The sequence below is a fragment of the Variovorax sp. P1_H2 genome (assembly GCF_056405295.1).
On record NZ_JBFUCJ010000148.1, the window covers coordinates 1 to 14049 of the forward strand.

Below are 14049 nucleotides of genomic sequence, written 5' to 3' on the forward strand. Positions count from 1 at the left end.
TGGTCAAGGAAGTGCTGGAAACGATGATCGCGCTCGCACGCGAGGGGATGACCATGGTGTGCATCACGCACGAGATGGGCTTCGCCCGTGCGGTCGCGGACAGGGTCGTGTTCATGGAGAACGGCGCCATCGCGGAGAACTCGACGCCGGACGAGTTCTTCGGCAAGGGTTCGAGCCCTCGGATCAGGAATTTTCTTCGGCAGATTGTCTAACGGTCGGATTGACCGATCGATCGGGATCAGGGCACAACGTGCAACCAGCAACAAACAGGAGGCACAGGTGATCGCATTCGGAACCATGAAATTGAAAGTCGACCTTTCGAAGCCGCGTCGACTCTTCGCGGGCGTCTTGATTGGCGCCACGGCCGGTCTGGCGCCAATGGCTGGTGCTTCCGCAGCGGCAGTGCAGGCGCAGGACTTTTCGAGGCTGGTGGAGTTGAGCGCGATACGCCTGGAGATCTCGCGCAAGGTCGCACTGACGAAATGGGATTCGAAGCTGTCGATTGCCGATCCGCCGAACGATCCGCGCGAGAAGCGGGTCATCGATGTGGCAACGTCGGAAGCTCGCGGCATGGGCATTCCGGGCGAGCTGGCGTCGGCCTTCTTCGCGGACCAGATCGAAGCAAGCAAGCTGGTCCAGTTCGTCCTCATGGCCGACTGGCGGCGCAGCGGCAGCGTGCCGGCGGATCGCCGTGCGGATTTGAAGACCGAGCTGCGCCCCGCGCTGGATCGCCTGCGGACGCAGTTCATCGAAGAGCTGGTGGCGACGCAGACCCTTCGAGCCGACCCCGATTGCAAGTTGCATCTGGCCAGGGCGGCCGGCGACCATGGCAAGCACCATCGACTGGAGCCGCTCTACCGCATCGGCCTCGATCGGGGGCTGGCGCGGGTTTGTGGGGACTGATGGGTGAAACGGCAGGGTGCAGCGCTCCGAGGGCAGGGGTCCACCGGGCATGCCTCTACGCCGCAGGATCATCGCGGCGTTCTCGGTAGTCTTTCGACGCTCGTGTAGCCCCTGATGCCCCAGCAGCGTTCCCTTTGGGCGACCATCTCCACGACCTCGACGCTATGGCCCCAGGCGCGTGAAACTCCGCGTCGGTGATTCGCTGCTCTTCGATGCCACCGCACTGCACGGCATCGAGGACATCGGCACGCTGCCGGTGTCGTATCTCTCCGTCGTATTTACTTTGCGTGGCTAGGCACGAAGGGATCTCGCGCGGCGTMGCCGACTGCCGCACGAGGTCCCTGGATGAAGGCCTGGAACGAAGACTTGCTGGATGACCTCGCGCGCCCCATTGGTGCATCGCAACCCGAGCTTGATGCGCCCCCTCCACAGTTTTGATCAGGTTTTGCCCGAAGCAATGCGTGGCCCGGCCTGACCCATGCAGTCGCGGCAGTTTGCTGTGGCAGGATGCGGCCACAACCTGTGGAGGAGCCCGATCATGGTGACTCAGCGACCGCGACCGCGACTGCAATCCAACGCGGAGGAGCGCTCCGTCCGGCATCGCCGCTGCTCGCGCCTGCCGCGGCTCAAGCCGCGGGCACGGGACTCGGCCTGAAGCCGTTGAGTATCGTCCCGCCGCCGGCTCCCTTCAATGATCGCGGCCCCGGCCACAGCAAGCAGCCGAAGCCGCGGCCGGCGCGCGAAACGCAAACGATCCCGTGGTGGTCTTCGGGCTTCACGGTCGACGGCCAGACCTACCCCTATGCGATGGTCGGCACGGACCCCGCATTGGGGCCGATCACCACGGCGATCAAGGCCCACGTCGTTCCGCTGCGCTTCGTGTTCCTGTCGGATGGCCAGGTCATCGACGACCCGGGCATGGCTTCCGCCGCGCTCGCGTCGCCGGTGTTCACGCCCATGGACATCGGTCTCGGTCCGCTGCAATGGCACAACCTCGTGCAGCGCATCAGCCTTGCGGCCGTGCCCGGCTATCAGACGATGCTCCTGCCCGACGTGCTGCCGACGCAGACCATCAATGTTCCCCCCGAGCAGGGCTTGACGATCTTCGATCCGGTCACGCAGCGACGGGTGGGCATCTTGAGCTGGGATTGGACGAGACGTGAGGTGCAGCAGCTCATCCACGCCCTGCAGATCGCGCCCAACGAGCTGCCGATCTTCCTGGCTGGCAACACGATGACGTCGCTCACGACTGCGGCGGACTGCCTGAGCGCGAACGGCTGCAACTCGCTGGGCGGCCTTCACGACGGCTTCGCGGTGTCGGCTTCCCCCACGGCGGCGCCGCCGCGCTTTTACACCTACATCTGGTCGGGATGGCGCGACTACGGCCCAGCGCTGCCGTCCTGGGTCGACTTGCGAGGCAAAGCGTTGAGCCACGAGATCGTGGAGTGGGCCGCGGACCCGTTCTTGAGCAACATCGTGCCGCCGTGGCTCTTGTCTCGGGAGACGACGCAGTGCTATCCCCTCCTCGAGGACGCAGATCCGGTCGAGAAGATGAACATCGGAATCACCGGCCCGGACGGTCGCGTCACCGTGGTGACCAATGCGGTGACGCTCTCGTGGTTTGCGCGTCAGTCACCGTCGCAAGCGCTGTTCGGTCTGTACGATCTCACGGGGCAGGTGACTCAGCCCGCGCCGGCCTGTCCATGAGCGGCTTTTCACTATGCGGTGGTGCCTTCGTGTAGTCACCGCGCCTCGGGTCGCGGGGCTTCTACTTATACTTGGGCTGCATGTTCAAGCGCATCGACCATATCGAACTGCTCACTGCGGAGCCCGAGCGTATTGTCGCGTTCTATACCGGTGTGCTCGGCTTCCAGGAGCGCGAGCGCTGGCGTATTCCCGAGACCCCTTCCGGGCCGCTGGATCTCGTCTTCCTCGAGCTCGGCGGCACCACGGTCGAGGTGATGTGCTATCCGGAAGCGAAAGCCATCCCGTCTCGCAGCGCAGAGCAGCGGCTCGGCTGGCAGTGCCTCGCCCTCGAGGTGGATGACATGGACGGCGCGCTGAACATGCTCAAGGAGAAGGGCGTGGAGGCAGCGTGGGGGCCGGTGAAGCGGCCGGACTATGCCCGAGCCGAGATCCGCGATCCGGACGGCAATCCGATCGAGCTGCGGCAGTGGTATCGCCGCTAGGAGGCCGTCGGTCTTGAGCCCGAGCGACTCCAATTGATCGGTGCGACGTGTTTGTTGAGACGGCGTTGCGCTGATCGAGGGTTTCTCGAGGGAGAGGGTGAGCTTCAACTTCGGAGACCATTCGAACGTTGAGCGTCCGCCGAGAGGGTCAGCGGTGCTCGATCACGCCTTCGATGGGATCGACTGTGGCGTCTTTCCACGGCGCGCGACCGATCATGCGCAGCGTGTCGGCGTACCCCGCCTGCCGGCGGGTTCGGATGCCCGAGGGCGTGAAATCGATGTCCTTGGTATGGTCTTCGCCGTACACGCGTGGCGCGACCAGGTGCACCACGTGCATCGTGGTGCCGCAGCCCCAGGAGGCCAGTTCCATCACCTTTGGGTCGGCTTGCTTCGATGCCGGAATCTGCTTGTGCAGTTCGCGGATCACATGGCGTAGCCGGTGGATCTGCTTCTGCCGCGCGATGTGGCTGTCGGCGCGGCTGGCAAACTGGATGTCCTTGTGGCGCGCCATCACCTGCCAGATCGAGTCGGGCTCGGGCGCCGTCTGGTGCCACACGTTGACAGCGAAGATCACGGAGTCGTGCCGCGGCTTGGCGTCCAGCACGGCCTCGATGGGCGTGTTGGAGTAGATGCCGCCGTCCCAGTAGGGCTGGCCGTCGATACGCACGGCAGGGAAGGCCGGGGGCAGGGCGCACGAGGCCATCACGTGGTCAACGCCGAGCACTTCCTTGCGGGTGTCGAAATAGCGCATTTCGCCGCTGCAGGCGTTCACCGCACCGACGGTCAGGCGCGTGCGGCACTGGCACAAGTACTCGAAATCGACCAGCGACAGCAGTGTCCCGCGCAGCGGTGCCGTGCTGTAGTAGGAAGCCGCCTCCACCCCGAGCTGCGCGGCCGATCCGCGCAGCGCATGCAGGTTGGGCGCGAAGAAGTTCGGGATGCCCCGCATCACGGTCGCCATGTTCGACACCATGTTGCCCAGACCCATCCAATCCGGGGCGCGGAAGGCGGGCGTCGATGCCTGCATCAGCTCCCAGAAGGCATTCAGGCGATCGAGCCGGTGTTCGGGGCGGTTGCCGGCGATCAACGACGCGTTGATCGCCCCGATGGAGGTGCCGATGACCCAGTCGGGGTCGATGCCGGCCTCGTGCAGCGCCTCATAGACGCCGACCTGATAAGCGCCGAGCGCGCCGCCGCCCTGCAGCACCAGAACGACCTGGCCCGGGAGTTCGCCGTTGCTGCCCCCGTTGCCGGCCGCGCCTCGCGGCTTGCGTGAATTCGCCATGGTCGTCTCCCTGCACTCAATGCAATGTCCAGCCGCCGCCCATGGCCAGCGCCGATGAGAAGTTGATCGCCATCACTGCATCCCATTCTTCGTCGGCGAAACCCTCGATCGGCGCGACATGCTGGATGCGACGACCGGATTCGCCGTCACGGCGCCCTGCACCTCGCGGACGATGGCGGACTGGTGTCGGGCGATCTTGTCGCGAACGGCGGGATGAATGTGGGTTTCGGCAAGGACTGCGCGGGGCATGAGTGCTTTCTCTGGAATTGCGAAGTAGCTTACATGCGCCGCGCGGCTTGGTAAAAGTCTCGTGCGGAATGGATCGCCCGCCGCCGCGCTGGAAAGCCGGAAAGCGGTCATCGAGACCGTCGGCTCATGGCCGGGACTGCCTGTTCGCCAAACTCGCCGATAGGAGCCTTTGGCCAACCGGGCGATCACGCTGAAGGTCAGCTGCCAGGCACGTCCGCGAACTGGTGCTCGCGGCCAACAGCAGACCCTCGACCGGCCCTCCAATTCGACGCGAACGCATGAGGAGAACCGGGTCGAATTCAATTGATCGATTCGCGCAGCGGCCTTTGGCGCCGGTCAACCGCGAGGCCATCGACGCGTTGGTGAAGATCGCAGCCCTCACTCCATCACGGACAACAATGAAAAAGTATTCCTATTTCGTACCAGCTGCATGCGCCTTGCTCGGCCTGACCAGCGTCGCGCATGCGGTCAACATCGACATCAATGTGGGCACGCCTGCGCCGGTCTACGTCGCACCGGCGCCCGTGTACGTTGCCCCGCGACCGGTGTACGTGCCTCCGCCTGCACAGGTGGTGGTTGTGCCCGGCTGGTATGGCGAGCGCTACTACGATGGGCGTCGCTATTGGAGCCGACGCGATTGGGAGGCCCGCGAGCACTACGACCGAGACCATCGTCACCACGAAGACAATCGCTACCACTGCCCGCCGGGCCACGCCAAGAAGGGCGAGTGCTGACCTGTCAGCCGGTCAATCAAATTGCTTGTGGCGGCGCATCCGCCCACGCCGCTACCTGCGGAGACAGCGCGACGCTGGCCAGTTGCCTCAGCTTCTGCAACTCGGATTCCTGAAACTGCGATGACTGCACGCAACCCACAACCGGACGTTCATCTTCGCGGCCTGATAGCAAGGAAGGCCAACGCGCCGTCAGAACGGGGCCAGGAATCGACCTTCGCGGCTGACTTACAACACCCGCGGGCGAATTGCGGGATTGCTTCCGCGAAGCGGGTGTGCACTAACCCGCCGAGCATCAACAATCAGGCGCAGAGCGACAGCCCTTTCCAAACTTGTAGGCACCATGAACCACATGCCGCTGCGAATCATTGCGTCCACTGGGCTCGTCGTAGGCGCCGTCCTCGGATTGGCTGGCACGTTCGTCTCGTCTGCATCGCTTCGCGGACTGGCTTGGGGCCTCGATGGCGTGGCCCTCGTTGTCGCGACTGCGTTGCTGACCATTCATCACTTCCGGCGTGGACGCGACCTGATGGCTGCCGGATTCCTGGTCTTCGCCATCGGCGAAAGCCTGATTCTCTCTGGCGCTGCCATGGAGCCGATTACCAGTATTCCTTCTTTTGGGAGCGGGGCCGGCTTGTGGGCTGCTTCGCTCGCACTCATCAGCGCGCCCAACATCATGCCCAAGCTGGTCAGGGCGGTCGGGTTCATCGCGTCGGCGTTGTTCGCGCTCGTGGCAATGGAAATCTTTGCCGGACGCCAACTCACGCCCTTGTCGGCACCGTTGCCGTTCTTCGCCTATCCATTCCTGGTCGCCACGCTGTTCGGCTGGGCGTGGTCACATCTCAAAGAGAGAACATGATTCCCGACACACCGCCTCGCACCAATGCGTGCGGCTAAATCTTTCGACAGCGTCCGGCACCTTGCGGCCAGAAGCGGTCCGTCATGCGTCCGCGGAAGCCGAACTGGATTCGCGACAGGATCACCGGGTCGAGTGTCATGCCTGCTGGTCCGGTCTGAAAGCCGCAACCTGGCAGGTTGCGGATGGATTGCGCTCGGATCGTGAACCCGGCGAGCGTACCGGAATATCCGTGCGCCTACCTACGCCCACGTACGTGGGCGTAGGTTGCGCCGGGGCCCGCTACGATGACGGCTGTCCGAGCTTCGACATGGAGACGCCCATGAAAGCCTTCCACCTGCACTTGCTGCCGCCGGTCCTGGCCCTGCTGCTGGCCGCTTGCGCCAGCGATCCGTCCCGCCTGGCCGTCGGCTCTTCGCGCGCCCAGGCCCTTCAGCAGTTGGGCAAGCCGACCGCCACCTACCCACTGCCCGATGGCGGCGAGCGCTTGCAATATTCAACCGAGCCATATGGACACGAGGTCAACAACGTCGATCTGAACGCGGCCGGGCAAGTGGTGGCCGTGCGTTCCGAACTCGCCGCGCCGTTGGTCAACAACCCGATCCAGATCGGAAAATGGCGCGAGGCAGACATCCTGCGCACCTATGGCAAGCCCTTTCAAGTGACGCGTGTTGAATCCTTCGACGGCACGGTCTGGAGCTGGCACATACAGCAGAACTACCTGCCGTATCTGTTTTACGTCTACTTCGATCCGGCCGGCGTAGTGGTGCGCTACTCAGTCAGCCCTCAATGACGCAGATCGGGCGCTGAGCATGCGGGCGCGGCGCCGCCACGTACGCGCTTTCGACTACGACATGGTCGTCATCGGTTCCGGCTTCGGCGGCAGCGCGCAGGTCGCGCTCGCCCAAACTGATCCGCCCTTCATGGAATGAAGGGGCCGCCAAGCAGGCCATCCTTGCATTCGTCAACGACACCACGGACAAGACGAGCCCGAAGTACGTGGCGCCCCGCTTTCGGACAGCCTGAGCGTCCGCAAAGGGCAGCCAACACCGGACATCGGCGCAGAGTTCCCAAACAACCGCCATAGCTGCCCAGGACGAGCATGAGCATTCCTTCAAACATCGCAGTGTTCTGGGACGCTTTCTCAGCCGACGTTGGACAGGATTGCTCCGACCGATTCTTCGAGGCATTCCACTTCGATGACAACGAAGCCACCGCCAACGAGCTTGCCGACCTCGTGCTTGCAGGCGTCAAGCGGGCTACCGCCGGTCTCCTCTGGTCATTTGAGGGCGCGGGCGGTTCACCACCAAAGCCCGGCGCCCTCAGTGTCGTTACTTACTGGGATGGAAAGCCTGCCTGTGTCATCGAAACCCTGGAGGTTAAGGTGTTGCCGTTCGCGCAAGTCACCGCTGAATTCGCGGCAGTCGAGGGCGAAGGTGATGGGTCGTTGGAGTACTGGCGCCGGGTGCACTGGGCATACTTTGGCCGCGAGTGCGCGCGTCTGGGCCGAGAACCAAGCCTGACCATGCCTGTGGCGTGCGAGCGCTTCAATGTCATCTACCGAGCCAATGCTTGAACCGAGTTCCTTGCAGCCAAGGGCACAGGCCGACGGGCCTGAACCGGCCATGAGCTGCCGGTCGCGAGTCTGCCAGCTACGACCGCTCCGACTGAGAGCGGACGGTGGCCCTGCTAGGCCTCATTTTCGGCAATAGGCCAAAACATGCGATTCGGCCAGAAACAGGCCCCGTTCGGCATCTTGTGGATGCCCCAAATGGTGGCCTGTGCCTTCGACACAATCACCTTCTCGGGAATCGAGCACGAGAACCACAAATTCGTCCACCAGACGTGGTACTGCCAGACGCGCAGCGCCATGGACAACGGCTGAGCACTCCTATGACAAACCAAGATTTATTTGCCCAATCTCCCACCCTCCTGCGCATGCCGTCGTGGCTGGGCGATGGTATCCACGAAGAACGCGAACTACCCCTGCCACCCGGGGACTACGAGGTGACTCCCGGCGATGACCGTTGGACGATCAGCTGCTTGAAGACCGGAGCGACAATCTATTCGGGCATCGGGCCAGTCGAGGTCATCAGGTCGCCCGCACCGTATTGAAGTTGCCCGTCTGTTTGCGTTGTTCCTCGGTGCGCCGCGCTCGATCGGGATCACTCGCTGCGGCGAAAGCGCCACACCGACTCCCCTCATGGCCACCTGCAGAGCCCAGCCGCGACCGCCGGAATACAAAGTAACGACCGGCACGGGAACTTCCGTTCTAAGGACATTCCACGCTTGAAGCATTCACATCTGCGACCTAGGCTGCTTCCATGGAACCAACTGAAGATCCTGCGGAAGTCTTTGCAAACTTGGCTGTACTCGCTGGTCTCCTCAAGGCTGGCGAGCCGGTCACGCCGGCTGTGCGGACCTTCGCCGAATGTGTGGTGACTGAGTGCGCCGCGCTCGCCGATGGCTTCGGCACCGAAGACGAGACCGCAGGGGACCGCATCCGGCTCAGCTTACTCACAAAGTAGCGGCCCGGTCTGAGCGTTGCCTACAGCGGTAGGTCTGAAGTTGACCCTGTTGCGCGGACGGTTTGGGACTTGATCTCAAGTCGGATTCGACCTTGCCCCGTATTCCGTACTGATCGACTCAGGGTGGAACTGCACGCCCCACCATGGCCTGGCGAGATGGCGAAGCGCCATCAGGGTGCCATCGGATGTCCAGGCGAGCGGCTCCAGGTCGATGGACAGTTCGGTGACGGCCAACGAGTGGTATCGCACGGCTTCGAAGGGGTTGGGAATGCCCCGGAACAAATCTACCTCGGTATGGCTGACCCGGTCGAGGCGCCCATGCATGGGACGAACAGCCAGGTCGACCCTGGCACCGCAGAAATGCGCGATGGCCTGGTGGCCCAGGCAGACGCCGAGCAATGGAACGCGTGTGTGGCGCAACACGTCGTTGACCATACCGAGATCCGCCGGGCGCTGGGGCCGGCCGGGCCCCGGGGAGATGACGATGTTGTCGAACTCGAGCGACTCGATCTCGAGCCAGCTCAGCTCGTCATTCCGGATGACTCGGGGTGGCCGTGAATTGCTGGCGGCCAGGTACTGGTAGAGGTTGTAGGTGAACGAGTCGTAGTTGTCGATCAAGAGGGTCCGCATGCCTGGCTCCTTTCGGTTTGGGGGAGGAGCCATGGTTCGACTGGAAGCGATTTGTCACAACTCTCAGATCAGGTAGGCGGGGGGCGGTGTGTTGTGGCGGCGCGCGGTCGGCATCGGGCATTTCCACCGCGGGCACCCGATCTGTTGCACGGAGAGCGGGCGCGACCGTGCCATTGTTTCTTCGGAACGAACGCTGCTGTTCCTTTTTCGCCGTTTTCGCCCGGTTCTTTGGCCTCAAACTCTCGTCTACAGAGGCTGCTATGAGCACGACATGGAATTTCATCTTGGCCGGCGCGGTGACCCTGGCGTCCGCGGCGGGAATCGTTACCGGTGAGACCGCAAAGGGCGAGCTGCGCTTCGTCGAGGCGGCTACGTCCGTCACCGCGAGTTCCGAGGCGTTCGCCTGGATGACCGGGGGCAAGACTGCGGTCGCCTCCGCCGCATCCGCCGCTCAGTAGGAACGGCCGGCACGGCACCGGCCAGGGAGACGCGGGTGGCCGCGCCCTGGTCGGGAGGCTCCTACGTACGGCCTGATGCTTCCTCCGCGACATCACCGACAAGCGCATCCGGCGTGACAGCTTCACCAGCGTGGCAGAATTGGAACTGGCCTCCGACCTGTACGTCGCCCCTCACACCATCGATCCCAAGCCCTTCATCCGGACCGCACGCATCCGACATCCTGGCCAAGGGCACGCGCGCCAAGGCCGCTCTCGCGGCCTCTGCGGGATAAGTACAGAACAAAACAGAGTGGCGCACTGCACCTGACTCGAACTGCTTGAGCGAGTTCGGGTACGGTTGCCTTCGTCGTCTATGACCTCCCGCCTCGTCTCGCGCAGATCAGCGTCGTAGGTTGCGGCTCATCGAGCCATCTCCGTCACATTGGGGATGACGCGCTCGGAAATGGCTAGGAGAGTGCGCCGTCGGGCAATTCGCGCGACGCTGTAGCCACGGCTGCCCGGCGGCAGTCTGGCCATCAATGACTCAATCAAGTCAGAAGGAATCATGGCAATACATTACGACCTCAAGCGCAGTGGGACGCAGTTCATGTTCAACCTGAAGTCCGCCAACGGCGAGACCGTTCTGACCAGCGAACGCTACACGTCCAAACAAAATGCGCAGGGTGGCATCGCCTCTGTCAAGAACAACGCGCCGCAGGAAATGCGATATCGGCGACTGACCGCGACAAACGGGCAAGCGTATTTCACGCTCTCGGCCGGGAACGGGGAGACCATCGGGACGAGCGAGACCTACTCGTCGCCTGCTGCCAGGGACAACGGGGTCAACTGGGTCAGGTTGAATGGGCCGGACGCGCCCACCGTCGACAACACGTAGGGCACTGTCTGAGCTATCTCGCAGATGCGAAAAAGCCGCCTCAGTGGGGCGGCTCACCCTGTTGCATGGATTGAGCTTGCTCCGTCCGGGCATCCTCTGGACTGTCATAAGGTCCGTCCTGAGTCGGCACCGGTAAGTCGCCGACGTCGTGAGCATGCTCTTTCATCAGGCTCTCCCATTCTCGAAGCATCTCCCGCGGTACGTCCGGGTAGAGCTTCTGCAGCTCGTCGAGAGCCTGGCTCGCAGTAACGTCCTTGAGTTTCCTATCAATGATTTCGAACGCCAAGATGAACGGAAGAGCCAGAAGGACAATCAACGCGAACAGCGGACCCACTGCGAGCGCGACGAGCACTACCACTGGTGCAGCCACGATGACCAAAATCACCCTGCCGATCAGCCTCAAATGCTTCATCAAGCACGTCATGCGCGAATGACTCCAATCAGGACAGTCTTGGGCACAATCAGCAGGCGAACCTTTGTAGTAGGACAACGCCACCATCGACCACGAGGACTTGAGATGTGAGATTTGCACTCTATGGCTCGCATGCCGAAGGTCCAACACGACGCCCCTACGCCATGTGAGGTTAGACGTGGAGTTCATGAACTTGTCGTCGACGAACAGCTAAGGTGCCGTTCGCGAAACCAGACAGAACAAGGTCGCGTAATACAAAAGCCCGCATCGTGCGGGCTTTCCTGTTGTTGGAGACACCTTCCCTACCGCGGTCGCCTCGCACTGGATCGCTTGTCGAACTATCATGATCAGAACAACGCACTGACAGTCATTGCAAACCATCCCCGCTTCGGCGGGGTTTGCCTTTTTTGGCGAGCGCATTTCTAGTAAGAAAGCATGAACGAGGCCACCACATCATGAGGGTACTTGTCTGTGGTGGTCGCAATTACGACGACTGGGCCTACATTGTTCGCGTCCTTGACCGCGTTCACGCCCGCCAACCGATCACTCAGCTCATCGAGGGTGGCGCGACGGGAGCCGATGAGCTCGCACGTCGTTGGGCCAAGGCACGCGGTATCGAGGTCGCCACATTCATCGCTGACCGGGTTCGCTATCAGGGTCGTGCGGGACCCATCAGAAACGGTCAGATGCTGCGCGAGGGGCGTCCGGAACTCGTTGTCGCGTTCATGGGAGGTCGCGTGACCGCGCACATGGTCACCATCGCGTCGGCAGCGCTCGTGCCGGTGTTGAAGACCTGGCGGCTTGAGGGTGAGACACCGCCGTTTGGATAGCGAAAAAGATGCAGAAGCCCGCCGGGTGGTACATCGTGCAGGTGGGGGATATGTTCGATGAGGTGGCCTACGACGTGGGTGGGTACAAGGGAGCCGAGTACCTCAAGGGTGGTCTTCTCGGGGACGGAAACGGCATCGCGGGCGCAAGGGCGACACCAAGATGGTCAACGATGTCAACGCCGCATTCGCCGTTGTTCGCGATCGTGCCGCCGGTCTCCCGGCTGCTGCAAGCTCACGATCTTGCCGGGGACGATGGCGAGGAACGAACTGCTCTCGGTCACGGTGCCTAGGTTGATGTCGCGTTTGGCCGTGATCGACGTGGCGCCGCCACCCTTGTTCTCGAGGATCGCGCCGACGAGGTTCACATCGCGCCCGGCGTTCGCCACCAAGGTCCCATTCGGGTTGGTGACGTAGACCCCCGCGACCCTGTCGACCCGCGTTGTCGCGCGCCTGCGCAAGCAGCTATCGAAGCTGGGCTCTTCGGCGTCACTCACAGAAGCGCACGATCAGCGGCGTAGAGCGAGGGAGCGTCGCAAGATATTCGCCTCGGTGAAGATCGCGTCCCCGGCGAACTCCAACAGCTTGACAGAGCCACGCGCGGCGTCCTCGTTCCCGTGCCCGCACGCATCGGCGACGATCACGGGAATGAAGCCGAGATCTGCAGCGTGTCGGGCGGTAGGCTCGATGCCGATTTCCATGGCAAGGCCGACGATCGCGATCGCGCGGATGCCACAGTCACGCAGCGCAAAGGACAACGGCGTTCCTTCGAACGCGGACATCGCAATCTTGTCGAAGATGGGCTCGCTTTGAAGCGGCGCGAGCTCAGGGACGATCTGGAACCCTGGCGAGTCGCGCAGGAACCACGGCCGCACGTCGTCGGGGCTGTCGAGACGTTGCCAGCTCATCGCCATCCGATACTGGAACGAACCCATAAACTCGCGCGGCAAGGACAGGTGCCGCGTGAAGCACACGCGCATCCCGGCTTCGCGCGCGATGGTCAACACGTCATGCACGCGCGCAGTGAGAGCGGCGCCATCGGACACCTGGCTGACGATCCCGACTTGCATGTCGTACACGAGCAGAGCGATGTCCCTGGGATTGCAGACATCGTCGAGCGTGCGCGGGATGGTGAGACCGAATGCTTTTTCCATCGCGTTTCTCCTGGACAAGCTGGCAGGCCACCGAGGGTCATCCATTGCATGCATGCAACACGCTCTGGTCTCCCTTCGGCCACCTCGGCGCCGAGTCTTGCACATTTACTGCGCACCTGCAGGAGTTCCAGAGACTGACCGCCGCCCTAGACGCGGCGAGCGCGGAGGCGGAACGCTTGGGGGAGCAGCTCGCCGAGCTCCGATTGGCGCAGGAGGTAGCACCTTGGCACGCGGCCGGCCCGAGTCGCTAGCTGGAAGCCGGCCCGCTTCAGGCCCCGTGATGCCGCCGGCGCCTTGGGCTACAGTCGGGCCAACAGCGGACGCAGCACATGACCCCTTGGTTTGCCTACTGCGACGGCAGCGCCGTGCCTAACCCCGGTCGTATCGGCCTTGGAGCGGTGTTTACCGAGCCTGATGGAACGCGCCACACGCTTTCGCAAGCGGCGCATGAGAACGGCTGCAACAACGAGGCGGAGCTCAGAGCTCTGCTGGCGACGCTTCAGCAACTGAAATTGCGTGGGGCGGGCACGCTGCTCATACACTGCGACAACAGTGTCGTCGTCGAACAGGTCGGCAGCAGCACAGCAAAGCCGATTGCCCGGCTCGCCTCCTTGTTTAATGAAGCTCGAGCACTGCTCAATTCGTTCGACCAGGCAACCCTGATGTGGATACCGCGCCATCGCAACAGAGAAGCCGATGCACTCGCTCGTGCTGCACTAGGGCTTGCTGGCAATCGCATTGTCAAACTGTCCAAGAAGCGGCGTTAGTGCCAGGCAAGCTGAGGCTACAGCCGGCCAACCGCCGCACCCGCAGCCACAACCAGCCATTCGTCTCACCCCTCTGATTTCGAGGACGCCTCGTGATGCCTTTCCGCCCATATCCGGCATTATCTAGCTGATGCACTGGAGGCGTCCCGGGCGCTCTGCCACGCTCGGGACATGCCGAAGAACCGC

At 63.0% G+C, this 14049-nt stretch carries 19 protein-coding genes and 2 pseudogenes; 15 read left to right on the forward strand and 6 right to left on the reverse strand.

Going from position 1 to position 14049, the window contains the following annotated elements; translation table 11 throughout:
* The 5 genes and pseudogenes from glnQ to AC1D2E_RS31610 all read left to right on the forward strand — a co-directional run.
* Positions 1-212, forward strand: a pseudogene (glnQ, locus tag AC1D2E_RS31590) (glutamine ABC transporter ATP-binding protein GlnQ); the annotation flags it as partial.
* Positions 213-279: 67 nt separating this feature from the next.
* Positions 280-903: a gamma subclass chorismate mutase AroQ gene (gene aroQ / locus AC1D2E_RS31595; RefSeq protein WP_478201055.1), complete on the forward strand. Its 624-nt coding sequence runs from the start codon at positions 280-282 to the stop codon at positions 901-903.
* Positions 904-1063: 160 nt separating this feature from the next.
* Positions 1064-1198, forward strand: a pseudogene (locus AC1D2E_RS31600) (XRE family transcriptional regulator); the annotation flags it as partial.
* Between the two features lie 365 nt (positions 1199-1563).
* Complete coding sequence (locus tag AC1D2E_RS31605; RefSeq protein ID WP_478201056.1) at positions 1564-2610, forward strand: hypothetical protein; 1047 nt, start codon at positions 1564-1566, stop codon at positions 2608-2610.
* 80 nt (positions 2611-2690) lie between these two features.
* The gene (locus AC1D2E_RS31610) at positions 2691-3092 is read left to right on the forward strand and encodes a VOC family protein (RefSeq protein ID WP_478201057.1); all 402 of its coding nucleotides are present in this window, start codon (positions 2691-2693) and stop codon (positions 3090-3092) included.
* Positions 3093-3240: 148 nt separating this feature from the next.
* Here AC1D2E_RS31610 and AC1D2E_RS31615 read toward each other — a convergent pair whose 3' ends face one another.
* Positions 3241-4377, reverse strand: coding sequence for a patatin-like phospholipase family protein (locus tag AC1D2E_RS31615; protein WP_478201058.1), 1137 nt, complete (start codon positions 4375-4377; stop codon positions 3241-3243).
* Between the two features lie 72 nt (positions 4378-4449).
* On the reverse strand, positions 4450-4626 hold the full coding sequence (locus tag AC1D2E_RS31620) for a hypothetical protein (protein WP_478201059.1): 177 nt from the start codon (positions 4624-4626) through the stop codon (positions 4450-4452).
* 398 nt (positions 4627-5024) lie between these two features.
* Here AC1D2E_RS31620 and AC1D2E_RS31625 point away from each other — a divergent pair, with 398 nt between their 5' ends.
* The 6 genes from AC1D2E_RS31625 (at position 5025) to AC1D2E_RS31650 (ending at position 8741) form a co-directional block, all read left to right on the forward strand.
* Positions 5025-5360 carry a PXPV repeat protein gene (locus tag AC1D2E_RS31625; RefSeq protein WP_478201060.1) on the forward strand — a complete coding sequence of 112 codons (336 nt, stop codon included), beginning with the start codon at positions 5025-5027 and terminating at the stop codon, positions 5358-5360.
* A gap of 340 nt (positions 5361-5700) precedes the next feature.
* Complete coding sequence (locus tag AC1D2E_RS31630; RefSeq protein WP_478201061.1) at positions 5701-6216, forward strand: hypothetical protein; 516 nt, start codon at positions 5701-5703, stop codon at positions 6214-6216.
* Positions 6217-6535: 319 nt separating this feature from the next.
* Complete coding sequence (locus AC1D2E_RS31635; RefSeq protein ID WP_478201062.1) at positions 6536-7006, forward strand: hypothetical protein; 471 nt, start codon at positions 6536-6538, stop codon at positions 7004-7006.
* A gap of 309 nt (positions 7007-7315) precedes the next feature.
* Entirely contained in the window at positions 7316-7789 is a 474-nt protein-coding gene (locus tag AC1D2E_RS31640; protein ID WP_478172753.1) for an ASCH domain-containing protein, read from the forward strand.
* A gap of 144 nt (positions 7790-7933) precedes the next feature.
* A complete protein-coding gene (locus AC1D2E_RS31645; protein WP_478201063.1) occupies positions 7934-8098 on the forward strand; it encodes a hypothetical protein in 165 nt (54 codons plus the stop codon).
* A 439-nt stretch (positions 8099-8537) separates the two neighbouring features.
* Complete coding sequence (locus tag AC1D2E_RS31650; protein WP_478172751.1) at positions 8538-8741, forward strand: hypothetical protein; 204 nt, start codon at positions 8538-8540, stop codon at positions 8739-8741.
* Positions 8742-8816: 75 nt separating this feature from the next.
* On the opposite strand, the gene AC1D2E_RS31655 is transcribed toward AC1D2E_RS31650, so the two are convergent.
* Positions 8817-9371 carry an anthranilate synthase component II gene (locus AC1D2E_RS31655; RefSeq protein WP_478201064.1) on the reverse strand — a complete coding sequence of 185 codons (555 nt, stop codon included), beginning with the start codon at positions 9369-9371 and terminating at the stop codon, positions 8817-8819.
* A 260-nt stretch (positions 9372-9631) separates the two neighbouring features.
* On the opposite strand from AC1D2E_RS31655, the gene AC1D2E_RS31660 reads away from it, so the two are divergent.
* Together AC1D2E_RS31660 and AC1D2E_RS31665 are read left to right on the forward strand one after the other, a co-directional pair.
* On the forward strand, positions 9632-9829 hold the full coding sequence (locus tag AC1D2E_RS31660) for a hypothetical protein (RefSeq protein WP_478201065.1): 198 nt from the start codon (positions 9632-9634) through the stop codon (positions 9827-9829).
* Between the two features lie 544 nt (positions 9830-10373).
* A complete protein-coding gene (locus tag AC1D2E_RS31665) occupies positions 10374-10703 on the forward strand; it encodes a YegP family protein (RefSeq protein WP_478201066.1) in 330 nt (109 codons plus the stop codon).
* 40 nt (positions 10704-10743) lie between these two features.
* On the opposite strand, the gene AC1D2E_RS31670 is transcribed toward AC1D2E_RS31665, so the two are convergent.
* Positions 10744-11127: a hypothetical protein gene (locus tag AC1D2E_RS31670; RefSeq protein WP_478201067.1), complete on the reverse strand. Its 384-nt coding sequence runs from the start codon at positions 11125-11127 to the stop codon at positions 10744-10746.
* Between the two features lie 443 nt (positions 11128-11570).
* Here AC1D2E_RS31670 and AC1D2E_RS31675 point away from each other — a divergent pair, with 443 nt between their 5' ends.
* Positions 11571-11945 carry a DUF2493 domain-containing protein gene (locus tag AC1D2E_RS31675; RefSeq protein WP_478201068.1) on the forward strand — a complete coding sequence of 125 codons (375 nt, stop codon included), beginning with the start codon at positions 11571-11573 and terminating at the stop codon, positions 11943-11945.
* 173 nt (positions 11946-12118) lie between these two features.
* On the opposite strand, the gene AC1D2E_RS31680 is transcribed toward AC1D2E_RS31675, so the two are convergent.
* Both AC1D2E_RS31680 and AC1D2E_RS31685 read right to left on the reverse strand, forming a co-directional pair.
* Positions 12119-12334 carry a hypothetical protein gene (locus AC1D2E_RS31680; protein ID WP_478201069.1) on the reverse strand — a complete coding sequence of 72 codons (216 nt, stop codon included), beginning with the start codon at positions 12332-12334 and terminating at the stop codon, positions 12119-12121.
* 117 nt (positions 12335-12451) lie between these two features.
* Positions 12452-13096 (reverse strand): cysteine hydrolase family protein, encoded by a 645-nt coding sequence (locus tag AC1D2E_RS31685; protein WP_478201070.1) that lies wholly within the window; start codon positions 13094-13096, stop codon positions 12452-12454.
* A gap of 329 nt (positions 13097-13425) precedes the next feature.
* Between AC1D2E_RS31685 and AC1D2E_RS31690 the strand changes: the two genes are divergently transcribed.
* Positions 13426-13863: a ribonuclease HI family protein gene (locus AC1D2E_RS31690; RefSeq protein WP_478201071.1), complete on the forward strand. Its 438-nt coding sequence runs from the start codon at positions 13426-13428 to the stop codon at positions 13861-13863.
* Positions 13864-14049 lie beyond the last annotated feature (186 nt).